Annotated in this window: 15 protein-coding genes; 14 read left to right on the forward strand and 1 reads right to left on the reverse strand. The window is 49.8% G+C overall.

Features of this window, described 5'->3' with window-relative positions; translation table 11 throughout:
- Positions 1-165: 165 nt before the first annotated feature.
- From A3848_RS05450 to A3848_RS05470, 5 genes are all read left to right on the forward strand, one after another.
- Positions 166-1995: a sensor histidine kinase gene (locus tag A3848_RS05450; protein WP_256701720.1), complete on the forward strand. Its 1830-nt coding sequence runs from the start codon at positions 166-168 to the stop codon at positions 1993-1995.
- Positions 1988-3634: a response regulator transcription factor gene (locus A3848_RS05455; RefSeq protein ID WP_074083948.1), complete on the forward strand. Its 1647-nt coding sequence runs from the start codon at positions 1988-1990 to the stop codon at positions 3632-3634. Before A3848_RS05450 ends, A3848_RS05455 begins: the two co-directional genes overlap by 8 nt.
- A 124-nt stretch (positions 3635-3758) precedes the next feature.
- Positions 3759-5090, forward strand: coding sequence for an ABC transporter substrate-binding protein (locus tag A3848_RS05460; protein WP_074083949.1), 1332 nt, complete (start codon positions 3759-3761; stop codon positions 5088-5090).
- A gap of 370 nt (positions 5091-5460) precedes the next feature.
- Positions 5461-7557: a glycoside hydrolase family 36 protein gene (locus A3848_RS05465; protein ID WP_074083950.1), complete on the forward strand. Its 2097-nt coding sequence runs from the start codon at positions 5461-5463 to the stop codon at positions 7555-7557.
- Positions 7558-7936: 379 nt separating this feature from the next.
- Positions 7937-8194, forward strand: a complete 258-nt coding sequence (locus tag A3848_RS05470; protein ID WP_042211697.1) for an AbrB/MazE/SpoVT family DNA-binding domain-containing protein — start codon at positions 7937-7939, stop codon at positions 8192-8194.
- A 137-nt stretch (positions 8195-8331) separates the two neighbouring features.
- Here the strand turns inward: A3848_RS05470 and A3848_RS05475 are convergent, their stop codons facing one another.
- A complete protein-coding gene (locus A3848_RS05475; protein WP_074083951.1) occupies positions 8332-8862 on the reverse strand; it encodes a PadR family transcriptional regulator in 531 nt (176 codons plus the stop codon).
- 213 nt (positions 8863-9075) lie between these two features.
- Between A3848_RS05475 and A3848_RS05480 the strand changes: the two genes are divergently transcribed.
- From A3848_RS05480 to A3848_RS05520, 9 genes are all read left to right on the forward strand, one after another.
- Positions 9076-9759 (forward strand): HAD hydrolase-like protein, encoded by a 684-nt coding sequence (locus A3848_RS05480; RefSeq protein WP_074083952.1) that lies wholly within the window; start codon positions 9076-9078, stop codon positions 9757-9759.
- A gap of 334 nt (positions 9760-10093) precedes the next feature.
- A complete protein-coding gene (locus tag A3848_RS05485) occupies positions 10094-13213 on the forward strand; it encodes an efflux RND transporter permease subunit (RefSeq protein ID WP_074083953.1) in 3120 nt (1039 codons plus the stop codon).
- A gap of 45 nt (positions 13214-13258) precedes the next feature.
- Entirely contained in the window at positions 13259-14551 is a 1293-nt protein-coding gene (locus A3848_RS05490) for a VTT domain-containing protein (RefSeq protein ID WP_074083954.1), read from the forward strand.
- A gap of 82 nt (positions 14552-14633) precedes the next feature.
- A complete protein-coding gene (locus A3848_RS05495; RefSeq protein ID WP_074083955.1) occupies positions 14634-15167 on the forward strand; it encodes an RNA polymerase sigma factor in 534 nt (177 codons plus the stop codon).
- Positions 15164-15649, forward strand: a complete 486-nt coding sequence (locus tag A3848_RS05500) for an anti-sigma factor family protein (protein ID WP_074083956.1) — start codon at positions 15164-15166, stop codon at positions 15647-15649. The genes A3848_RS05495 and A3848_RS05500 overlap by 4 nt, the downstream gene beginning before the upstream one ends.
- Positions 15650-15705: 56 nt before the next feature.
- Positions 15706-16488, forward strand: coding sequence for a hypothetical protein (locus A3848_RS05505; RefSeq protein WP_074083957.1), 783 nt, complete (start codon positions 15706-15708; stop codon positions 16486-16488).
- Positions 16489-16638: 150 nt separating this feature from the next.
- Positions 16639-17094, forward strand: a complete 456-nt coding sequence (locus tag A3848_RS05510; RefSeq protein WP_074083958.1) for a hypothetical protein — start codon at positions 16639-16641, stop codon at positions 17092-17094.
- A 193-nt stretch (positions 17095-17287) separates the two neighbouring features.
- Positions 17288-19852, forward strand: a complete 2565-nt coding sequence (locus tag A3848_RS05515) for a winged helix-turn-helix domain-containing protein (protein WP_256702172.1) — start codon at positions 17288-17290, stop codon at positions 19850-19852.
- A gap of 166 nt (positions 19853-20018) precedes the next feature.
- The gene (locus tag A3848_RS05520) at positions 20019-24920 is read left to right on the forward strand and encodes an S-layer homology domain-containing protein (protein WP_074083960.1); all 4902 of its coding nucleotides are present in this window, start codon (positions 20019-20021) and stop codon (positions 24918-24920) included.
- Positions 24921-25225: the final 305 nt, after the last annotated feature.

Genomic DNA, 25225 nt, shown 5'->3' on the forward strand with positions numbered 1-25225 from the left:
TTCCGGTTAGTCTATATTGTGTATTATAGAGCAGACCCCTATACTCAAAAATGGATTTAAGAGTACAGTTAGGGGTAAAAAGGTGAACTGAACATTTCCCCGCAAAGTCCGTGCAAGAAGGAGGATGGCATCATCAAGAGAACCCTATATAAGCTGTTTGAGCCTTTGCTGGAGCGGATTTCCCGGCGTTTGGCGAACAAGCTGATCCTGCTGTTCACAATCATCATTATTCTGGTTGTGACCTCACTGACGTTCATTTCCTACGGTATGCTGCGCAAAGAATCGGTGAACAGCAGCATTTCCAGCACCCGTAACAACCTGCTTTTGGTGGGGCGTAATCTGGAGAGTTATCTGGACGGGATCAGCCAGCTGTCACTGCCGCAGATCTCCTATGATGAGTTCAACTACGCGATCCTGCATGAATCCGGGGACTATGCGTCCAAGATGTATGTAGAGGATTATTTGAAGAATCTATATTTTTCGCGCAATGATCTGGAAGCGATTTACCTGTACGTCATCAAGGAGCACAAATATTATTATGTGACCAAGGAGAACTATAATATTACCGTCCGGGTGGCACCGCATCCGCCGATCGAGAATCTGTCGTGGTACAAGCGTGCGCTGGCCAGCCCCTTCAACCGCTCGTACCAGTCCTTCGTGATGGATCGGTCGCCTGAGGAGAGTAGTGGCGATTACCCTATCAATACTGAGAAAAGCTTCATGGGTTATCACCGGCTGCTGCGTTCCATTGTGACCCGGGAGCCGCAGGCTGTACTGTCCCTGTATTTCAATTCCAGTGTGACGGATGAGATTATGAAGGATATTCCCTTTAATGAGGGGGAGCATCTGATGTATGTCAGTCCCGACAATCAACCGTTTGTGGTAGATGACCGTGAATTTGTTCTCAAAAGTGAAAAAGCGGGGCTGCTGGAGAAGCTGACTCCGGCCCAAGGCGGACGTTTGACCTGGTCTGACAGCGGGCAGAAGTATCTGGTCATGTATGACATCAGCCAAAAGGAAGGCTGGAAGCTCATTAAGCCGATTCCCTACAAGCAGATCTATGAAGCGGCGACGACGACGCGTAAACTGAGCTATTCGATTGGTCTGCTCTTTTTGATGGTGTCCGTCATTCTCGTCAGCTTCACTTCCAATAAGATCACCAGTCCCCTGAAGAACCTGTCGCTGCAGATGAAACGCTTCAGTACCGGGAGCTTTGATGCCGAAGCAACCGTGGAGGGCAGTGATGAGATCGCTTACCTGTCACGCCATTTCAACAAGATGGTGGAAAAAACTAATGAGCTGATCAATGAGCGTTATAAAATGAAAATTGTCGAGAAAAACGCTGTGCTCAAGGCACTGGAGGCGGAGATTAATCCGCATTTCCTCTATAATGCGCTGCAGGCCATTTCCACCAAGGCACTCAAAAACAATAATGATGATATTGTCGAGATGGTTGATAATCTGGCACTCACCCTGAGGTACTGCATCAGCGGCAGAGATGTGGTGCAGGCGCGGGAGGAGCTGAAGCATATTGAACGTTATCTGGCCCTGCAAAAAGCCCGCTTCGGCAGCCGCATGCAGGTGGAATACGCCTGGGATGACAGTCTCCTGGAGCTGAGAATTCCCAAGCTGTCGATTCAGACCCTGGTGGAGAACTGTATCAAGCATGCATTGGAGAAGGTATCCAGTACGGTTACTATCCGGATTGAAGCTCATATTACACCCGAATATAGCGTGATCTCTGTACTGGATGACGGACCGGGTATAACGGAAGAGCGGCTGCAGCAGGTAATTAGCACCTTACAGATTCAGTGGGATGACCGCGGCGGAGGCTCAGCAGAAGAAGGGGATGTGGAGAGCATCGGCCTTAAGAATCTGAATACCCGCCTGAAGCTTTTATACGGTGACGAAGCGGGGCTTACTATTGCCAGCAATGAGCACGGAACACAAATGGATATGCGGTTACCGCGGGGAGGGCTGGGACAACATGTATAAAGTTCTGATCATAGACGACGAAGAGCCGCTGCGCGAAGCGATCAATATTCTTGGCGATTGGAAGGGCCTGGGCGTTGACCAGGTGCTTGAGGCAACAGACGGAAAAATGGGGCTGGAAATGCTTCGCGGGCATAAGATTGATCTGGCCCTGGTGGATATGAAGATGCCGGAGCTGAACGGAAGCGAGCTGCTTAGAATCGCTGAAAGTGAATTCCCCGATCTGCTGCTGATTGTAATTAGCGGCTACAACGATTTTGAATACACCCGGCAGGCTATCCGTTCCAAGGTTGTGGATTATCTGCTGAAGCCGGTCAACCGTACGGATCTGAACAGTGCGCTGCGGAAGGCTGTCGATGTGCTCGAGGCCAAACGTAAGAAGGAGAGCGAGTTCATTAACCGTAATATCACACTGAATATGTCCCTTCCGAAGCTGAAGGAGAAGATGTATCTGTCGATCATTGAACGCAGCTTCAAGAACCAGTCCAATGAGGCATTTCTGCCGCTGATCGGCGCGGACAAGCCCGGCAATCATTTCGCTGTAGGCGTTCTTCGGATGCTCAATCTGGAGCAGGTGCGTCATCACCGGTTCCATGAGGACCGGGATTTGCTGCATTTTGCCGTCACTAATGTCATGAGCGAGAACAGTGACGGCCATTTTGAGGCCTTTAGCTTTGCCAGTCCCCGAAGCGAGCGGGAATTCATCGTCATTTTCACCCTGAAAGGCAGCTATGGGGAAGATGCGGCGTTTCTCTCGCTTCATCATATGAAGAAGGCGGTATCCACGCTGAAGGAACTGTTCGGGATGATTTGTGCGAGCGGGCTTGGACAGCCTTACAGTGATTGTCTGGACATTGCGCAGTCCTATGAGCTGGCTACGGCTGCACTGGATGGGATCGATCTGCTGAGCCTGAAGAGCAGCGTAGTCTCGAATGTGGGATATACGAAACCAGCCGCCAAGGACAGCCCTTCCCTGACAGGGCGGATGCCGCTGATCCGAAGCAGCCTGGAGAGCGGAAATACGGGCCATGCGAAGAGCATCCTCAGCGATTTTACACGCAAATGGAAAACCTCGGAGAAGTTCAGCCTGGGCGAAGCGGACCGGACCATTCAGGAATTTATTATTTTACTGGGGGATATCGCCCAGGAGCTGAATGCGGTCCCGGAGCGTTTGCTTAGTACAAAGCGCCAAGGGCTGCGGGGGCTTGGGATTGGCAGTGATTTTGCCACCTTTGGAGAGTTCGAGGCCGTGCTTAGCCGAATTCTGGATGTGTATGCCGGAGAAATCAGCAGATCGCTTGCCGGAGACCGGGGCAGTGTGCTGGAAAATATTAAAGCATACATTGATAACCATTATTTCGAGAATATTAAAATATCGATGTTCACGGATAAGTACTTCCTGAGCAGAGAATACTTAATGAAGCTGTTCAAGGGCCAATATGGATATGGCATTCATGAGTATGTGCAAAAGGTGAGAATGGACAAAGCCAAAGATCTGCTGTCGGACCCTGCTCTCAAAATCCAGGATATTTCGGAGAGGCTGGGGTATAAGGACAAGAACTATTTCAGCAAGGCGTTCCGGAATTACTATGAATGTTCACCTTCTGAATTTCGGCTGCTGCTCACAGAGGGAGAAAAGTGAACCGGTTACATCAGCACACTTTTTTACCCTCATAAGATCACTTATGTACATTCTTATCCTTTTTCTTTTTATTTAAAATAACACCAAGACCACAAGAAACATGAGGAAAAGGGGGCAACACATCATGAAGGTAAAAAGATTTATGGCGCTATCCGCGAGTCTGCTGCTCGCAGGAGGACTGCTGGCCGGCTGTGGCGGGAATAATACCAATAATGCCGCTAACAACACAGGTGCAACCAATGCGCCAGCTAATACGGCTACAGATTCATCTAAGCCTGTCACGATTAATATGTTCACCGCATCTCCTGAATACACTGATGCTTTCAATGCTTACATTGCCGAATACAAAAAGGTAAAGCCGAACGTTACCATCAACCTGGAAATTATGCAGGCCGACTATAATACGGTCCTCAAATCGAAAATTGCCGCAGGCAGCACACCGGACGTCTTCCAGACTACAGCCGGCGGAGATATCGACACTTTTGCTGAATACAGTGCCGATCTGACCAATGAACCGTTGGCAGGCGCGATGACGGATGCGGTCCGCTCCAACATGACCTCCTCAGATGGCAAGGTACTTGGACTTCCGGTCAAAGGCAACCTGTTCGTCCTGATGTACAACAAAAAGCTGCTTGCTGATGCAGGCATTACCGAAGTTCCAAAAACTACAGCCCAGCTGGATGATGCCATCACCAAGCTCGAAGCCAAAAAAATCACCCCTTTTGCCAACGCTTATAAAGAGTGGTGGGTCTGGAAACACATCTTCCAACACTTCGTGGATGCGGCCGCTACGGATGCCGGCATGGATGCCAAGACGCTGGTAGGCAAATTCATCGCCGGAGATACTACCTTCAAGGATCATCCTGTACTGTACAACAACTTCTTCAACTTCATTGACACCACGGTCAAACACGGAACGGACAAGCCGCTGGAACGCGATAGTAATGCAGAAGTCAGTGACTTCGCTCTTGGCAAAGCAGCGTTTATGACGGGTAAAGGCGCATGGGATGAAGAAGCCATCAAAAAGATTACCCCTGACTTTGATCTCGGCATCGCCGGATATCCGGTTAGCGACAAGCCAGAGCAGGCACAGATTATTACCGGTGCTGACCAGGCGCTGCGCATTAACAAGGATTCCGCTGTAGCTAAGGAAACCATTGAATTCTTCAACTGGCTGTATACCTCCGAGTACGGTAAAAACTGGTTCTCCACGGTGGCAAAAGTAATTCCGCCAATCAAGGATGCCCCAATGCCTGACCTGCAAATGCCTAAGGAAATGGTAGAAATCCTTAAAACCGAAAAATCCGGCGACTTGTCGGTTAACTACTCTCTGGATACCTTCCACCAGAAATTCGGCGAGCTGATGCAGGCATACATCGGCGGCAGCAAATCCAAGGATCAGGCCATCGATGAAATTCAAAAAGCCTGGATTCAATTCGGATCGGCTGAACAATAAGATTTGAATCGCTTCCATCCCGGGACGGCTCTTGAAGGTAAGATTTCATTTACCGGATAAGCCGTCTTTTTTATGTAACACAGATTTCGGGGCGGGAAGCACCAGTGGCTTGACGTAACTGCGGGGAATGTTTGGACTTCCAGCCGCTGTTATGGTTGGATTTCTTGATTTAATCTGCTGTTCGCAGTGGAAATCCAACCATAAAGGCGATCGCTATCGCTCTTCCAGTTCCAAACCTCCCCTTCGTTACTTCGCCACTTCTGCGGCACGCTAGAAATCAAGAGTTACGAATACAAAGGAAGACCTTATAATTATAGGAGACACAAAACAGGGTAGAGACAACCACATTTGTCAGGAGGCCAAATGATATATGGACAGCAAGCTCATTGAAATTGCCGAAAACGGACTTTATCTTACGATTGAAATTACGGAGCAGCAGGATGTCCGGCTGCTGCATTTTGGCGCAGCGCCCTTGCAGGATGGAGTGATTGCAGAGAAGAACAAACCGGGGTTCCGGCTACTGGAATTACAGCTCTCAGGGGAGGACCGGGATGAGTATCACGGGCGCACGCACCGCGCTTCCTACCCGGGGCTGCGGATGGAATATGCAGGCCATAAGGATAGCGTAAATGCCCTTGGCCGCAAGCTGGAGATCGGTCTGGTTGACCCGGTTACCAGAATTAGAGCTGAACAGCATATTCAGTTTTATACCGGCGTACAGACGGTCCGCTGCTGGACGGTGCTGAAGAACGAAGGCACGGAAATGGCCGCTGTTGAATATCTTTCGACTTTTGCGCTTACTGGATTAGATAAGGAAGGGAGCGGAGACCGTAACGACAAAATAGAGGTCACCCTTGCCCACAGCGGATGGCAGAGTGAGCTGCAATGGCGGACCTACCGCCTGCCGGAGCTGGGCATGTCCCATCTGGCGGACCGTGGCTCCAGGCGTATCGCCGCCAGCAACACCGGCTCCTGGTCGGCAGCAGAACTGCTCCCCATGGCTGTCCTGCACAACAAGGAGAGCGGGACAAGCCTGTTCTGGCAGATTGAGCATAACGGCTCCTGGCACTGGGAGCTGACCGATCAAGTGGACCAGCTCACACTGCTGGTCAGCGGACCGACCGAGCATGACAACCACTGGTGGCTGAAGCTTGAGCCGGGCGAGGAATTCACCTCGGTTCCAGTAGCCGTCGGTGCAGTGCAGGGTGGCTTTCAGGGAGCAGCGGAGCAGCTTACCGCCTACCGGCGCATAATCCGCCGTCCGAATGAGGATAACGAGCTGCTGCGGGTTATTTTCAATGACTATATGAACTGTTTGTGGGGCAGTCCGACGACGGAGAAGCTGTTGCCCCTGATTGATGCCGCCGCCGATGTCGGCTGTGAATATTTCTGCATCGACGCCGGCTGGTATGCACCGGGAGAATGGTGGGATGGCGTCGGGCAGTGGGAGCCCTCCGCTGAGCGCTTCCCGGAGGGAATTAAATATGTGCTGGATTATATCCGCAGCAAAGGGATGATTCCCGGCCTCTGGCTGGAGCTCGAGGTGATGGGGATCAACAGTCCGAAGCTGGCTGAGACCGATGACAGCTGGTTCTTCATGCGCCATGGCAAACGGGTGAAGGACCGCAGCCGCTATCAGCTGGATTACCGGAGTCCTAAGGTTATTGCGCACGCTGACGGAGTCATCGCCAGATTGGTGGAGCAGTATGGTGTCGGCTATATCAAGATGGACTATAACATCAATGCAGGCATAGGGACGGAGACGGATGCTGACAGCTTCGGCGATGGACTGCTACAGCATAACCGGGCTTATCTGGCCTGGCTGGACAGCATTTTCACCCGTTACCCGGATCTGGTGATCGAGAACTGCTCCAGCGGCGGCATGCGAATGGACTATGCCATGCTCAGCCGGCACAGCATCCAGTCCACCAGCGATCAGGAGGACTATGTGCAGTACGCGGCCATTGCTGCAGGTTCACCGGCAGCACTCACGCCGGAGCAATCGGCCGTCTGGTCCTACCCGCTGCGTGAAGGTGATGATGAAGAAGTCATCTTCAACATGGTCAATGCACTGCTGCTCCGTGTGCACCAGAGCGGACATCTGGCGGAGCTTGAGCCCCGGCGCAGAGAACTGGTGAAGGAAGCCTTGGATTATTACAAGTCCATCCGTGCCTACATCCCGCAGGCGACGCCGTTCTGGCCGCTGGGCCTGCCTGACAGTGAAGGCGAATGGGTCAGCTTGGGGCTGCGCCATGGCGATACACGCTATCTCGCGGTCTGGCGGATTGCCGGAGAAGAAGCAGAGGTTAAGCTTCCGATTCCCGGGCTGCAGGGCCAGGCTGCAGAAGTACGCTGTGCTTATCCGAAGCAGCATCATTCGGAATGGAGCTGGGACAAGCTAGTTGGCGTGCTGACTGTCTCGATCCCGCAGGGCAAGACCGCCCGCCTATTCGAAATTCACGTCTGATACTCTGACATGAACTAATATTATGAAATCCAAATCAGCCCTCCATTAGCAGAGACCGTCTTTCTGCTGATGGAGGTTTTTTGTTTTGTAAACGCGTCTATTTAGTTTTATAAGCGGATATATTAATTTTGTAAAATAAAAAACTGTTTATTGCTATGAATTTTGGAAAAAATAGTGCTTAACCTAATATTTTGTCGAATTCGCTCTAAACTTTGTCGAATATTTTGTCGATATATATCAAAAGATGTAGAAATAAAATTGACAGGAAAGAAGTAGCACTTTACAATGCAGATATAGGTTAATCATTTCTACTATTTAGAAGCTTTGATAGCTTTTAACACCAATGATTATTAAGTGTTATTTCAAGGGAGGATGCATAGTGATGAAAGCAACAGGAATTGTAAGAAAAGTGGATGAACTGGGAAGAATCGTGATTCCAATTGAACTACGCAGAACGATGGGAATTGACATAAAGGACCCGCTCGAGATTTTCGTTGATGGGGAAAAGATCATTCTCAGAAAATATGAGCCTACCTGCATCTTCTCCGGCAGTGCGGAAAACCTCATTAACTTCAAAGGCAAAATGGTCAGCAAAGATGTGCTTGACGAATTGATTGCCAGCTTCGACCACATATAAACCAGTAACCAGCAGCATTACATTTTAGACAAAAGGGACCGTAGGGCGTACACCATAATGGTGGCTTGCCCTACGGTCCCTTTTGATTGGTACAGCAAGAAGACGGCCTCCCGCAAGCCCTGTGGCTTTCTCGTAAATCAGCTAGGGGCGGGGCCCTCTCCACTGGATTCCAGCACATGTTCCAGCTTCATTATGAAGGCCTTGTATTGCACCAAACCCAGCTCAATGCACAGCTTCTGGTGGGGACTGAGTTTGCCGTCCAGCTGGTTCATCTTCTGTTCCAGATCGGTGTACATGTCCCGCTTGTTTTGGAGGCCTTCGCGGAGCAACGTATCCATGGTTTCTTCATCCGCCATATCCCCGAAGTAGAGATGCATCAGAAAGTCCGAGCGCAGCACTTCTTTTTCCGCAGGTTGAACCAAATAGCTCCGGAAATGCTCTTTACCTGCCTCTGTGATGGTGTACACATTTTTATCCGGCTTGCCTTCCTGCCGTACGGCTTCCTTAGTAATCAGGTTCAGCCCTTCAAGCTTGCTGAGTGTAGGATAGATGGTGCCAAAGCTGGCATCGAAGAAAAAGGAAAAGTACTCCTCGAAATGCCGCTTGATCTCATAGCCTGAGTGTGGCTGTTTGCATAGAATTCCGAGTATTACATCTTGTATATTCATGAATATCTGCCGCCCCCCTGTTGGAATCCATTGACGAGGATCTGAATTATATATCAAAACGAAATATAACATATTGATATACTTATCACAAGCTGTACTGGCATGTACATAGACAATACCTTCTGCTATCCTATATTATAGGGTGTAAGATGGAAGCATACTGCCTGCAGAAGGCAGCAACTACTGAACCATAGAGAAGGGTTGGGTCATCTCATGAGTACGAAATTGAAGAAACCGGAAGCGATCATTTTTGATATGGATGGAACGTTGTTTCAGACCGAAAGTTTGCTGTTACCCGCTTATCATAAAATGTTTGATGTTTTGCGGGCAGAGGGGCTATATTCCGGGCCTACTCCACCAGAAGAGCTAATGCTAAGCAGCCTGGGCATGGTGCTGTCACAGATCTGGAAGAATGTGATGCCGGATGCCGATGAGGCTGTTCACCGACGCGCAGATGAGCTGCTGCTGCAACAGGAAATTGAGGGACTTAAGGCAGGCAGCACCCTTCTGTACCCCAAGGTAACCGAGACGCTTACGGCACTGCATGAGCGTGGAGTCAAGCTGTTCGTAGCGAGCAACGGGCTGGAGGATTATATTCACAACGTTGTTGTGGTGCATAAGCTGAAAGAGCTGTTTGAGGGTCTCTACAGTGCAGGCGGACAAGGTACCGCTACCAAAACCGATCTGCTGCGCATCCTGCTGGAGGAACATGGTATTAAAGAAGCCTGGATGGTCGGGGACCGCTCCTCGGATGTGGAGGCCGGCAAAGGCAACGGGCAGACGGTCATCGGCTGCGCCTACGCAGGGTTCGGAGGCCAGGGTGAGCTGAATGGCTCAGATGTCATTATCTCCGCATTCGATGAGCTGATCGGACTTTACGATAACAGCACGGAGTAAGCTAAGTAATCCATCCAGCTGGCAAGACAGTCCAAATAGTCAAAGGCAAATCCACACGGGTGTCATTATCGCCGTATAACCGGCGTTAAGGGCACCCGTGTTGACGTCTAAGGGATATCCCTTCGAATACAGATTTTCGGATAAATCCCGAAATTTCAGCGGTGCAGCGGATTTTGCGTTGTACTCTCAGGAAGGGAGAGGGACACTGCATCTGTACACTGATCTGATGTACTAGGACAAGGTGCATCCGCGCTGTAAATTTATTTTTTATTGAATGAACAATCCTGCCTATTTCATAGTCTTTTCTCTATATAGACTTGAGAGGAGACTTACAATGAAACGTATCATAGAATCTGTTATGCAGCGCGCGACGATTATTCTGGTTTGCGTCCTGCTCATCTTGGCTTGGGGAGCGGTATCCGCCTATCAAATGCAAAGAGATTATCTCCCCGGCATCAATAACACCACGTTAATGGTATCCCTGCGGGCATCCTCCTACCAGGCAGATCAAGTCAGACGCGATATTACAACCCCTCTGGAGGAAGCCATCCGCAAGACGAATGGACTTACCAATCTGGAGACCACCTCGTACGATGGCGGGCTCCTGATGAATCTGTATTACCCGATGGATTACAATATGGAACAAGCGGAGAATGCGCTAAAACAAGCGTTGAATGATGCAGCCTTGCCGGACGGCGTTAACAAGCCGGTGGTCACCCGCTTGACCTCCAGTACCTTCCCGATTCTGAGCTACAGCCTGACAGCTGCGAGTGGCCAAGTCGATGATCTGACCCTGCAATCCTCCCTGCAAACGGATATTGTTAACCAGTTGAAATCCGTTCCCGGAGTGGCGGATGTGCAGACAGTCGGCGGGGCGAATAAAGGATACGTCGTTGCGCTTCGGATGAAGGATCTGGTGGCTAACGGCATGTCTGTGGACGATTTTAACAAATCTATTCTACTGGATCTCCCCACCCTGCAAGGCAACATTGCCAATGTCAAAGCTTCCTTTCCCATTCGAGTAGAAGGCTGGGATCTCACGGAACAGCAGTTGAACGGCCTGGCGATTAAAAATAAAGATGGGGACAGCGTCCCCTTATCGGCTGTTGCATCAGTATCCCAGTCGCTGACCGATGTCAAAACCGTCTCACGGACCAATGGGAAAGCCAGTGTGCTTATTAATGTCATCAAGACGCCTACGGCAACCATCACGGATGTGGCCAAGCATGTGAGAGATCGTGTCTCCGGAATTTCCGCTGTGAAAAACGGTGATGTATCGATGAATTTGCTGACGGACCGTGCGCATGACTTGAACAACTCCCTAAAGGGGCTAATTCGCGAGGGTCTACTGGGCTGCCTGTTCTCCATGCTCTGTGTGCTGTTCTTTTTCCGTAATGTGCGGTCTACGCTTCTGATTGCCGTATCGCTTCCTATTTCGCTGCTGGCTACGGTGGCTGTGCTCAAATGGATGGGCGTTACGCTCAACATCTTGACGGTTTCCGGCCTGATTGTGGCCATGGGACGGATTGTGGACGATGCGATTGTGATTCTGGATAACATCTACCGCCGCGTGCAGGAAAATAAAGACAAGCCTGTACTTCATGTCTTGGCTTCTGCAGTAGTAGAAATGCTGCCGGCCATATTCGCTTCTACGGCGACTACCGTTGCCGTCTATGTTCCGATTGCCTTGGTTGGCGGCATCATCGGCGCTTCCTATTCAGGCTTTGCCTGGTCCGTAGTCATCGCGCTAGGGGTATCGTTCCTGGTTGCTATGCTGGTCATTCCGTCCTTCGCCTTTATCGGCTGGAGAGAGCCGAAGAATCAGGCGGTCACGCTCGAACCCTTGATGAAGCCATTTCTTATGTCCGCATTGAAGCACAAAAAAACAGTGATCAGCCTCTCACTTCTCCTCTTTGTCGTCGCCGGGCTGTTCGCTGCACGGCTTCCGTTCAGCCTGCTGCCAAGCACGGCCAGCGGTCAGGTAGCGGTCAAAGTGGAGCTGCCGAAAGGAACGCCGCTTTCGGAGGTGGATAAGGAAGTCAAAAAGGTGGAAGATGTTCTCCATAATAACGCCGGAATCGCTTCTTATTCCGCTACCTTCGGCTCTTCGTTCACGCCGCAGGCAGATGATGTATTTGACCAAGGCGGTGGATTTATTCAGCAGCCCAACATAGCCAATCTTTCCATCCAATTAAAAAACGTAAAGGCGGTCAATACGTTCATACCCGCTTTGCAATCGGATTTATCCAGCCTGTCTGAACTGGCTGCTATTACGGTAACCAACCAGAACATCGCAGGCGATGATTCGACGATCAAAATCATGCTGATGGGCGCAGATGAGCAAACCCTGGAGAAGGCCGCTGATCAGGTCCGAACCAAACTGGTCGATATCCAGGGACTAAGCGTTTCCGGTAAAACGGATATGACCAATGGCATTCCCAAGTTCGCCATCGTTATGGATCGGGAAAAAGTGCAGCAGGCAGGCATTAAAGAGGCTGATATGAACAACCTGCTGAAACGGTACACGACCAAGGGGAAGGATTTTGATATTATGACATCAACAGGAACAGGTATCATTCCGGTTGACGTATACATCGATCCTGTTCAAACGAAATCTGTCAATGATAAGACATTACCCGTCTATACACCGGAAGAGGTGCTTGCTTCTCTGTCTGCGGAGACCTTTACCGGCAGGGGCGGTCAAACGTACCGGCTTGATCAATTGGCCTCCATTCAGAAAAGCGATGCGGTGTCGTCCATCCAGGAACGAGACGGTCAGCCTTTCGCTGTGGTGAGTGCGCAGATCATTTCCAGTGACATGAGCAAAGTGTCGGGTACCGTAAATCAGACTTTGAAGGAGCTGCAGCTTCCGGACGGGGTGACCTACTCCCTGGGGGGCATTACGCAGCAAGTCAAGCAAATGATTCTCGAGATGGCTATAGCAGTAGTTGTATCCATACTTCTCGTTCTGCTTATTACCAGCTTTGTCTTCAAGGGCTGGAAAGCACCCTTTGCCGTATTGATCAGCATTCCTCTGGCTTTATCCGGTGTGGTGATCGCCTTGTACGGGGTCCATGGTCAATGGAATCTTGCCGCATTGATTGGGATATTGATGCTTACCGGTATCGTAGTAACCAATGGAATAGTTCTCATTGATAAAATTGAACGCAACCGTAAAGAGGGAATGAGTCTCCGGGACTCGGTTGTTCAGGGAAGCCTGTCACGGGTACGGCCGATTATGATGACAGCAGGCACTACAGTGCTTACCTTGATTCCCCTTGCCTTATCCCATAGCGCCGATACCGTCATTTCACAGGTGCTGGGTATTGTGGTGATCGGCGGGATGGTTACCTCCACACTCAACAGCTATGTGGTCATCCCGATTATCTATGAATGGATGCAGGGCAAAGCGGCCAAGAATGCCGATCACTCCCTGAATGGAGAAATAGTGTAATTCTATAGCTGTACGTAAACACTATAAAGAAGAGGAGGGGTTTCAATGGGCATAACTACATGGCTTGAGCAGTATGGATATGGCCTGATTTTTATGGCCTTGTTTCTTGAAATGCTTGCCTTGCCTCTTCCGGGTGAAATGATGATGAGCTATACGGGTTTGTTCGTGTATGAAGGAAAACTGAATTTAGTGCTTAGTATGATCTCAGCGAGTGCCGGTGTAACTGCCGGCGTTACACTTTCTTACTGGATCGGCTATAAGCTGGGTCAGCCTTTCCTGCGCAAGTATGGACATCGTGTTCATTTGGGGGAAGAACAGCTGGCAAGAATGAATGTGTGGTTTGGGAAATATGGCGACAAGCTGCTGTTTTTTGCCTATTTCATACCCGGAGTCAGACATATTACAGGATACTTCTGTGGCGCAACCCGTATGCCCTTCCGAAAATATGCGATATATGCCTACTCAGGAGCCATTTTTTGGGTCTGCCTGTTCATTTCACTCGGTAGAGTCCTGGGACCCAAATGGGAAATTTATCACCAAAGTGTAAATCGCTATATGATCATTTTTGCGATAGCTTCAGCTTTGCTGACCGTGATGATTTATGTTCTGAAGAAATACAGACAACGACTGCTGTCAGGTTCTATCGTTCTGCTTACCAAGGGCATACATCATTTTCACTCGCTGGGCAAAGTCAGATTCCTGGTGCTGTCTGCGTTTGCAGCCCTTGTCCTGTTTGTTTCCTTGATGCTGGGCTTGATTCAGGACTTCTTCGCCCATGAATTTAATCAATTTGATGAAGTGACCACTTACATCGTCCGATCTCTTTTTGGGCCGGATTGGCACAATCTTATGAATCATCTCACCCAGCTCGGCTCGATCTATCTGTACGGTCCTTTGATTGCCACAGCTGCTATTTGGATCGTTGTGGGCGCGCGCGAAAAGCTGCTGGAGCTCTCCTTTTTGTTCTGGGTCGTCATTGGCGGGGAATGGCTTGACGATGGCTTGCGTCTGCTTTTTCACCGTCCGGGTCCTGTTGCCGCCGGATTCCAACTCTTTAATACCTTCCCCAGTGAAGAGACCTTGACCTCCATCACGGTATGCGGGTTTTCTGCGTTCTTAATCCTTCGGCATTATAAGAATGGACTCGTTCGGGTACTGGTAGTTGCAGCCGTAATCTTCATCTGTCTACTGATTGGAGTCAGCCGGATCTATCTTCAAGTACAATTTCCCAGTGACGTGGTCGCTGGCTATGTATTCGGCGGCGTCTGGATCAGTCTGAACGTACTGCTGCTTGAGATCCTCAGGATGCTTTCCGCGAATAAAAGGTTTGCCGCCTGAGGGGAAGGGAATGATTTACGAATCGAATTCAGTTATGGCATGATAGTGACAAAGCTGCCGTTCCGGTAGGAGTTGAACATAAGTGGTAGATGCTGAGCTTTATCATATTATCCACGGAGCCAAGGACGGGAATCAGGAAGCTTTCGCTGAACTTGTCCGCCGTTACAAGGGTCATGTTTATCGTTATGCGGTAGGGATGTTAAACAGTCGGATGGATGCTGAGGATGTCTCCCAGGAGGCATTTGTCAAAGCTTTTTATTCCTTGTCCGGCTTGGATAATGAATATGCGTTCTCATCGTGGATGATGACCATTGTATCTAACCTGTGCAAGGATCGGCTGAAAAAGAGAAATAAAGAGCAGGACTTCAGAGATGAGCCCGATGAGTGTATAGCCGATTCAAGCGTATCCGACCCGCTTGCCAAGTTGTCTGTAGAGGAGAGCTTGGCCAGGCTGTCCGTTGATCACCGGGAGGTCATCCTGTTACATGATGTACAAGGTTACCAGTATGAAGAAATCGCCAAGCTGCTGAATGTTCCCATCGGGACGGTCAAGTCAAGATTATTCACGGCACGGATGTCATTGCGTAAAGAATTAGCAAAGGAGGACCAGGAATGACCTACCATTTGGAGGATCAGCTGTCAGCTTACATGGATGGTGAATTAACAGTAGAGGAGAGACAACAGGTCGAATCCCATCTGGAAAGCTGCGAGTCCTGTCAGGTCCTGTTGGAAGAATTATTATCGGTACAGAGTACCGTCATCCATGCATTCGGGAGGATTCAAGAACCGGAGGATCTGGAAATACGGGTATTACAGGCGCTCTCAGACAAAAAGGAACGGGCAACAGCAGAAAAGGGCTGGCTTTTAGTTCCGCTTGCAGCTTTCGTTTCCCTTGTTATTCTCTGGTTCGCCGCCGGTGCTATATTCGCAAAAGTGCTGCATGGATTCTTGAAATTAATGATCGCCTTGGTATATATGGGGTCGCATCTCCTGTCGGGCGTGCCTGTCTTATCCGGATTGACGGTTCTACTGTCCTTACTTATCATTACGGCTTCTGTATACTCACTGCGGCGCCTGCTTCAAACGTCAACCAGTTGAAAGGGATGAAAAACTTGAGAAGGACTCTTTATACGTTATGTTGTTTTGCGCTCCTCATGCTCCTCATTCCCGGTATGGCGTCTGCAAGGGGGATCTTTGAGCATCAGAATATATCCGTACCTGTAGGGCAAACCGTAGATGATGTGTACGTCGTCGGGGGCAATGCCGAGATTTTTGGCCAAGTGACGGGTGTGACGGTTGTCGTGAACGGAGATCTCCATCTGGGCAGTACTGCTGACATTAAAGGGCTGGTTGTAGTGATAGGCGGTCTGGTCAAGCAGGATCAGGGAGCGGTGCTGGGAGATGATATCTATAACATTTCACTGGATACCTCCACTCAAAACAGCCTGTTGATCGGAGGGGGGATTGCACTGGGTTTGTGGGTGCTGCAGCTCGGCGCCAGTCTGCTGATGGTCTTGATCCCTATCTTGCTCAGGTTGGCCGGTAAACAAAAAATAGCCGCATTTACAGATCGATACCCTCTATCCTCCGTCAGACGATTGCTGGTAATCGGATTCTTGGGCACTTTGATCCTCGCAGCGTTAAGTGCACTGCTGCTGGTCACCGTAATTGGCATCCCGGTTATTATTCTGCTCCTGCTGGTGATGGTGATTGCCCTGGCATTTGGATCGACAGTAGTTAGTTTCCGGATCGGTGAGCTGTTTCACGGAGCTGGACAAATGTCAGATTGGATGAAAGTACTGGTTGGTGCAGCTATCTTAACTGCGTTCGTTAATATCCCTTTTGTTGGCTTTATTCTTTTCGTACTTCTCCTGATGATCTCAATTGGCATTAGTGTACAGTGGATTTTCAGAAAGAGAGTTAAGCCGTTATCATGAAAATGAACAGTTAGAACAATTTACTATTTGGAGAGCCGGTGTTACGATGGGGTGGAGTTGAGGCATATAGGGGTCAATCCCTGCAATGGCTGCCAGATAAATAATTGAATTCCATGTGCGCGCTACGGCAAGGAAGGCGAGACGTATGACATGGTTGACGGACTGCCGAAATACAAGCAGGAGATCATGGATTTGTCGCTGAAGGACAACAACGCCTTTAACGCTCAGTACGGATTCAATGATTCGACACTCTTGATGCGGGCTGGTAAAGTATGGGACGATGCATCTGCCCGTGACTTCCAGGCACAGCAGCCTGAACAATTTGCCGCAGCCAAATTGCTCGAGAAGTATAACTTCGACAGCTACTCCCTGGGCATGGACAACCTGGAGCCTGACGGATCCACACCTGAAGGAGTCATTAACGGAAAAGTGAAGGATCTCTGGAATAAAACGATTCCCAAGCTGATCCTTTCGGAGACAGATGTTGAATTCGACAACACCTACAACGATTTCATCGGACAGATGGATAAGGTGGGGGCGGAGAAGGCCGAAAAAGTCATGTACCAGCGCCATTTGGAGGATATGAAGAAAAAAGGGGTTCAATAATAGACTTTGCATGTGGGGGAACCGTGTTTTTACACGGTTCCTTTTTGCTTCGGAGAGTCTTTTCCATATTTTAAAAGTATCGTGTCTGGTATAATAATGAGATTGGAGAGACAGCGCTAACGCATAGCAAATATCAGCATTACTTGTACAAATTCAATTTACTATACATATTACGGAGGGATATTTATTGTTGGTGAGCACAAAACTTCATATCCCCCATGTGCGTAAATCTCTGGTATCCCGGCCGAGGCTGATTCATAAGCTGAATGAAGGAAGAACGGCCAAATTGACACTGGTTTCCGCGCAGGCTGGATATGGGAAAACCACAGCGTTAAGTGAATGGGTCAAACAATGCCGCAGCGTTGTGGCCTGGGTGTCGCTGGACCCGCAGGATAATGATTGGATTCAGTTCTGGAGTTATTTCAACGCCTCCATTCAGGAGAGAGAGCCGGGGTTTGGCTTGGGGGTTCAATCCCTGCTTGAGATAGGGCCATCAACGTCTTCTGAGCCTGCAATCATAGAACTGCTGAATGAATTGAACGGCTATCCCCACGATCTGGTTATTATTCTCGATGATTATCATGTGATTGAACTTCCAGCTATCCATCGGTCCATGATCTATCTGCTAGAGCATTTACCACCTCATATTCATCTCTATATTGCCAGCCGTACAGATCTGTCCATACCGACCGCGAGGCTTCTGGCCAAAGGTGAATTACATCAGATTCAAATGCAGGATTTGCGTTTTCAATTGGACGAGGGACTTATCTTTTTTCGCGAAACAACGGATTTAGGCTTATCCCCGGAGCAAGTGAAGATGCTGTTCCAGCAGACGGAAGGCTGGATCAGCGGCTTACAGCTGGCAGCTCTTTCTTTGAAACAAAGTGAGAATATTGCGGATACCCTTCAGCAATTCAGCGGTCATCAGCATCATATTTCTGATTATTTGCTGCAAGAGGTATTTGAACATCTGCCGCAGCAGACACGTGACTTTTTATTGGATACTTCGATTTTAAACCGTATGAACGCTTCATTATGCGGGGCGGTAAGCGGTCAACTGGATGCTCAGGCACAATTGGAAAGACTGGAGCAAATGAATCTATTCATTGTCCCTTTGGATGATCATAGGAAATGGTACCGGTATCATCATTTGCTCTCTGATTTTCTGCAGCAGCAATTGTTCCGAATGGACCCGGACCGATGGGTGCAGGTGCATATCCGCGCAGCAAACGAGCTGGAGCATCTGGGATTTGACGAAGAAGCGGTAGAGCATTATTTAGAGGGACAACAGTTTCAGGATGCCGTCCGGTTAATTGAGAAAAATTTACATATGCTAGTACAGACAAAAAGTGTGGTATTGATCCGCTGGGTCTCCGTGTTACCAGAAAACTCCTTTGCAGAGAAGCCGATGATCGAATTGTTTGTGATATCCGTCTTATTGGGCGTTGGAGAATGGACAGCAGCATTCCTCAGAGTGAAACAAGCTACCATCCGGTTCCAAGCTTTGGAGGGAAAACTGGCTGAGGTGGAATGGAAGCAGGCCATGGGCAATATCTACTTTTTCCATGCGATCACCGCTTATCTTCAAAAAGACTTGGAACAAACGTCAGCCTATTTCGGGTTGGTTGAACAGTATATGCCGGAGGGAAGTTTCTTTCAAACGGTGGGCCGCAACAGATACCAGGGCTATGATTCATTCGACAATCTGCTCTCACATATCAGCGATCTTCAGGCAGCGGATGCTTTTCTGTTGAGATGGATTACACTGTGGCAGAGCAAGCAGGAATACCCTTTTCTCGGCTTCTTATGTGCCTCTTACAGCAAGTTATTGTATGAGTGGAACCGGCTGGAAGAGGCGGAGCGGGTTGCTGCTATGGTGCTTGGGCGCCAGGATATGTTGCCTTTTGCGCGGATTTTGATCCAAATATCCATTAGTGCTTCAAGAATCCAGCAAGCCACTGGGAATCCGAAACGGGCCACAGCGCTGTTAACCGAGTTGAAATCGCAGATTAACTCTCCGGATAACGAATTATTTATGTACAGAATCGAAGCGGAACAGGCTTGTCTGTCCCTACGGCAAGGCTCGGTGCAAGATGCTGAGGCTTGGCTGCATAGATGCGGTATGGCCCATACGGATGAGGTTTCGCTGAACCGGGTCTCAGAGTATCTTGCTTTTGCCAGAATACTGGCTGCTTGTGAACGGATGGAGGATGCACTGTACCTGCTGGAACAGTTAATTCGCATGTTGGATAAGGAAGACCGTCTGCGGGATCGGATTCAGGTCCTCATTCTGCGCAGTATGGTACTTCAACGCTCTGGTCAATTGGAGGAAGCGTTGCTTCAGTTAGAGACAGCCCTGCATTTGGCAGAGCCGGAGGGGTATATCCGCAGTTTTATAGATGAAGGCCCTGCGATGGCTGAACTGCTGGCGGTTTATGCGAAGAGGCTGCAAGTCAGTCACTTGCGAGACGCCACCCTTGTTTCTCTTGGTTATGTACAGCAACTGCTCCAGGTTATACAGGTCACGAGCCAGGTCGTCTTACCCGCTGAACAGCCTCGTAAAGAATTACTGACCGATCAGGAAACGAAGGTCCTATTATTGATTGCGGGCGGATTGACGAATAAGCAGATCGCGTCAGATCTTAACATCACAGGTGAAACCGTAAAGTTCCATATTCGGAATGTGTACAGAAAGCTTGAGGCGAACAATCGGATACAAGCGCTGCAGCGTGCCAAAGAATTGAGTATAATGGATTAATTATCCTATATTTTTTGCCCGTACCTCCCCAAATGGGGAGGTACTTTTTTGCATAGAAAGGCTTATAGTGGGAAGAACGCAATGAATAATGACACAGTGGAGCTTGGAGAACGGAAGTATTTGTGAGAAATATATGAAGTTGAGAAGCGTTGGAGGAGAGAATGCGATGGATAGGGTGTATCAAAAAGGATTGTCGATTTTCCTGGTGTTGTTAATGGTATGGGGTGGAATCTCAGGAGTTATTGTACCTAGCGGGGGGACGGCTCATGCTGCGGGGAGTTTCGCTGGAGGAGATGGTTCAGCAAGCGATCCTTATCAGATCGCAACGGCGGATCAGCTGAATGAGGTTAGAAATCATTTAGACCCAGGTCTATATTTTAAATTGATAGCTGATATTGATTTGAGTAGTTATGCAAATTGGATGCCGATAGGAGTGGAAATTTATACTGCTAATAGCTCCGGCGGGTTTACGTTTCGTGGGAACATGGACGGTAATGGATATAAGATCACAAATCTGAAAATTGATCAACCTGTTATTGTTACTGATGTCGGATTGTTTGGGAGGTCTTCAGGGAATATTACCAATATGATTCTGGAAGATATTGAGGTGAAAGGAACTAACCCATTGGCATCGGGTGGCTTGTTATCTGTAAACTACGGAACCATCAGCAACACTTACGTCACCGGAAGAATCGTGAATGGAATTAATTCAGGCGGTTTAGTTAATGAAAACTACGGAACCATCAGCAACAGCTACGCGTTGGTAAGTGTTGCTGGAGCTGGAACAATAGGTGGACTGGTTGGTAATAATAATAGCAGCGGAAGCATCAGCAACAGTTATGCCACAGGAAGTGTTACTGGAGCTGGAATAACAGGTGGACTGGTTGGTAGAAACGATGGAACCATTATCAATAGTTACGCCACAGGAAATGTGAGTGGAACTAGAAATTATCTAATGGGTGGCTTGGTTGGTTACAGTTCAAACCTAAGCGGAAGTAACTTCTACGATATCAACACCACAGGACAGACAGATACCGGGAAAGGTACGGGTAAAACAACCGCAGAAATGCAAGATCCAGCCACATTTAGTGATTGGGATTTCAGCAGAGATTGGTATATGCTTTCAGGTCAATATCCTCAATTATGGGCGTTTATTGCTTTGACACCAGGAGCGAATGCTGGAACAACGAAGTTAACCGGCGTAGCAAGTGGGATGGAGTATAAAGTCAACACAGGCTCGTACACGCCGATAGTGGATACAAGTGTGGACAACATTGTAGTCGGAGTAGGCGATAAGATTTATGTTCGAGTCAAGGGAAGTGCTCAACCGGCCTCCGCTGAACAAACGCGGAGCGTAAGTGCTCAGGATATCAAGATTGTAACTATCCAATCAGCAGCAATTGATAGAGTGACAGTGCCGGTAACAGGGGCAACGCCAGTTGCGGCAATAGCGGACACACCAGAGTACACAGCGGCAATAGCTTGGAACCCGTCAGATGTGACCTTTGCCGGAGCAGTCAGTTATACGGCGACGGTTACAATTACTCCAAAAGCAGGGTATACCTTAAAGGGAGTACCAGCGAATTTCTTCACTGTAGCCGGAGCAACAACGACAAATGCAGCGGATTCGGGCGTTGTGACTGCCGTATTCCCGGCGACGGCAGCAGCGCCTATCACGACGGCGGCGATTGATGGAGTGATAGCGCCAGTAGCAGGGGAAGCTCCAGTTGCGGCTCTAGCACCCGCTCTAGAGTATACGGCGGCGATAGCCTGGTCTCCGGCAGCTGCGAAATTTGCTGGAGCAGCCAGCTATACGGCAACGATTAGCCTGACGCCCAAACAGGGGTACACCTTAACGGGAGTAGCAAAGGACTTCTTCAAGGTAGCGGGAGCGACAACGACAAATGCAGCGGATTCAGGTGTTGTGACCGCCGTATTCCCGGCGACGGCAGCCGTGCCTATCTCAACCGCAGCGATAGCGGGAGTGACCGTGCCGGTAGCCGGAGAAGCTCCGGTTGCGGTACTAGCGGACACAACAGAGTATACAGCGGCGATAGATTGGACCCCGGCTGATGCGAAGTTTGCAGGGGCAGAAATCTATACCGCGAAAATCAGCCTCACACCCAAGCTGGGGTACACCTTAGCGGGAGTGACTAAAGATTTCTTCAAGGTAGCCGGAGCAACAACGACAAATGCAGCGGATTCAGGCATTGTGACCGCCGTATTCCCGGCGACGGCAGCGGTGCCTATCTCAACCGCAACGATAGCGGGAGTTACAGTGCCAGTAGCAGGGGGAGCACCGGTTACAGCTCTAGCACCCGCTCCAGAGTATACGGCGGCGATAGCCTGGTCTCCGGCAGATGTGAAGTTTGCAGGAGCAACGATGTACATTGCGAAGATTACGCTCACGCCCAAGCCGGGTTATACTTTAGCCGGAGTGGCTAAAGACTTCTTCAAGGTAGCCGGAGCAACAACGACAAATGCAGCGGATTCGGGCGTTGTGACTGCGGTATTCCCGGCGACGGCAGCCGTGCCTATCACGACGTCGGCGATTGATGGAGTGATAGCGCCGGTAGCCGGTGCAGCGCCGAAAACATCGATAGCGGACACAACAGAATATACAGCGGCGATAGCCTGGACCCCGGCAGATGTGAAGTTTGCCGGGGAAGTAAGCTATACAGCGAAAGTTACCCTCACGCCCAAGCCGGGCTATACTTTAGCCGGAGTGGCAAAAGACTTCTTCAAGGTAGCGGGAGCGACAACGACAAATGCAGCGGATTCGGGCGTTGTGACCGCCGTATTCCCTGCGACATCAGCGGTGCCTATCACGACGGCGGCGATTGATGGAGTGATTCCGCCAGTAGCCGGTGCAGCGCCGAAAACATCGATAGCGGACACGGCAGAGTATACTGCGGCGATAGCCTGGACCCCGGCAGACGTGAAGTTTGCGGCAGCAGCCAGCTATACGGCAACGATTAGCCTCATGCCCAAGCCGGGCTATACCTTAGCCGGAGTGGCTAAAGACTTCTTCAAGGTAGCGGGAGCGACAACGACAAATGCAGCGGATTCAGGTGTTGTGACCGCTGTATTCCCTGCAACGGCAGCGGCGTCTATTTCAACCGCAGTGATAGCCGGAGTGGTGTTGCCGGTAGCAGGGGGAACACCAGTCGCAACTTTGCCAGAGACGGCAGAGTATACAGCCTCAGTAGCCTGGACCCCGGCAGACGCAACCTTTGCTGGAGGAATAGCCTACAACGCAACGATTACCCTTACGCCCAAACCGGGTTACACCTTAGCCGGAGTGCCTGAATACTTCTTCAGCGTACCTGGAGCAATCACGACGAATACAGCAGATTCCGGTGTAGTAATCGCCCAATTTCCGGCGACGGCAATAATACCAGCGACAGCCGTTCCCATCACGGCAGCAGGGATTGAGGGTGTAACGTTACCGGTAACCGGGGCTACGCCGGTAACAACAGCGACCTACTCGCCAGAATATACCGCGACGGTTAGCTGGTCGCCAGCGACAACCGTATTTGCCCCAGGTACGGCGTATACGGCAACGATCACAGTTACGCCCAAACTAGGATTTAGCTTAACGGGAGTGCCTGCCAACTTCTTCACCGTCGCAGGCGCAAACACCACGAATACAGCAGATTCCGGTGTAGTAACCGCCGAATTCCCGGCAACAGCAACCGTGCCCGACACGGAACCCCCTGTGACAGCTATTCCTATCACAGCAGCAAGGGTAGCGGGTGTAACTGTTCCAGTTATCGGTGCCGTTCCAGTAACAACGGCGACCTACTCGCCAGAATATACGGCCACGGTTAGCTGGTCGCCAGCGACAACCGTATTTGTTCCAAGCACGGCGTATACGGCAACGATTACAATCACGCCCAAGCCGGGTTATACCTTAAGGGGAGTGCCAGCCTACTTTTTCACCGTACCCGGAGCAAGCACCACGAATACAGCGAATTCAGGTGTGGTAACCGCCGAATTCCCGGCGACAGCGCCTGTGATCACCGACATGGGCACGGGAACTGGCACTGCTTTTACACCATCGACCAACAACATCATTACCAGCACAAATGGTAAAATAACGCTTCCGGTAAACCAGGCGGGCGAGGTTAGCTTCGAGGATGGGGTCAAGATTTCGATCCCCGCCGGAGCAGCAGCCAAGGAACTGACCGTATCGATCGAAAAGGTGCTGGAGCCACAAAAGCTTTTCCCGAATAAAGAAATCCTGCTCAGTCCCGTGTACGAGATTACGAAAAACTTTGCGGAGGACTTCAGTAAACCGGTCACATTGAACATTGCGTTTGATCCAGCCCTTGTGACAAGCAACCAACAAGCAGCGGTATTCTACTATGATGAAGTGAAGAAAGCCTGGATTGAAGTCGTAGGTGGCAAGATCGAAGGAAACCACATTATTGTAGAGGTTAATCGGGTAGGAAAATATACTGTACTCAGTGTGGATAAAGTGACGGGATTGCCAGTGAGAGCTCCGGTCACGGAGAGTCCTACGGAAATTACCCTGAGGGATGTCGCTGGACATTGGGCAGCAGCAAGTATCCAGCAAGCGCTAAGCATGGGAATGGTTAAGGGTTACCTGGACGGAACATTCCGGCCGAACCATTCGGTGACGCGTGCGGAATTCGCGGTGATGCTGATGAATGTGCTGAAGCCACAAGGCGCAGGAGCGCGATTGACCTTCACGGATACAGCAACAATCGGACCATGGGCGCAGAGTGCAATTGCTCAGGCGGTGCAAGCAGGCATCATTACAGGGTATGAGGATGGCGGTTTCCGTCCGAATGCAGAAATTACCCGTGCTGAGATGGCGGTTATCCTCGCCAAAGCATTGGGTGTGACTACCGAACTCAAGACTGTAACGGGCTTCGCCGACGATAAGGATATTCCAGCGTGGGCGAAATCCAGCGTGGATTTCGTGAAGGAAGCGGAAATCGTGCAAGGGAAAGGGGAGAATGCGTTTGCTCCTCAAGACTCTGCTACAAGAGCTGAGGCGGTGACGGTTCTGTTGAAATTATTGGCTCAACAGAAGAAATGAATAAGGGCAACATCGCAATATTTAGTTAAAGGTTGATAGTATTATCCCCAGAACAACAGCCCCTTCCACTTACCTGTGGAGGGGCTGTTGTTCTGTGAGGAACACGCGCTACACCTCAACCGTCGCTAAATACGTCAGTGGTCATAGATCTTTGGAACGGGCGCCATTTGGGCGACCATGCTCCGCTTATAACATCATAGATATGGGCGTGAATCTGATCTTTGCTGACGAGCACATTGACGGGGTGAACATAATAACACGTGCATTATACACATAGATGAAGAAGCAATGTAAGTAGTACATAA

Origin of the sequence: Paenibacillus sp. P32E (assembly GCF_001909085.1) — a bacterium.
GTDB classification, from domain to species: domain Bacteria; phylum Bacillota; class Bacilli; order Paenibacillales; family Paenibacillaceae; genus Paenibacillus_AQ; species Paenibacillus_AQ helianthi.

Coding starts and splice junctions, on each gene's coding strand:
- A3848_RS05455 (WP_074083948.1), top strand. CDS start 1,988: ATGTATAAAGTTCTGATCATAGACGACGAAGAGCCGCTGCGCGAAGCG.
- A3848_RS05460 (WP_074083949.1), top strand. CDS start 3,759: ATGAAGGTAAAAAGATTTATGGCGCTATCCGCGAGTCTGCTGCTCGCA.
- A3848_RS05465 (WP_074083950.1), top strand. CDS start 5,461: ATGGACAGCAAGCTCATTGAAATTGCCGAAAACGGACTTTATCTTACG.
- A3848_RS05475 (WP_074083951.1), bottom strand. CDS start 8,862: ATGAATATACAAGATGTAATACTCGGAATTCTATGCAAACAGCCACAC.
- A3848_RS05480 (WP_074083952.1), top strand. CDS start 9,076: ATGAGTACGAAATTGAAGAAACCGGAAGCGATCATTTTTGATATGGAT.
- A3848_RS05485 (WP_074083953.1), top strand. CDS start 10,094: ATGAAACGTATCATAGAATCTGTTATGCAGCGCGCGACGATTATTCTG.
- A3848_RS05490 (WP_074083954.1), top strand. CDS start 13,259: ATGGGCATAACTACATGGCTTGAGCAGTATGGATATGGCCTGATTTTT.
- A3848_RS05500 (WP_074083956.1), top strand. CDS start 15,164: ATGACCTACCATTTGGAGGATCAGCTGTCAGCTTACATGGATGGTGAA.
- A3848_RS05505 (WP_074083957.1), top strand. CDS start 15,706: ATGCTCCTCATTCCCGGTATGGCGTCTGCAAGGGGGATCTTTGAGCAT.
- A3848_RS05510 (WP_074083958.1), top strand. CDS start 16,639: ATGGTTGACGGACTGCCGAAATACAAGCAGGAGATCATGGATTTGTCG.
- A3848_RS05520 (WP_074083960.1), top strand. CDS start 20,019: ATGGATAGGGTGTATCAAAAAGGATTGTCGATTTTCCTGGTGTTGTTA.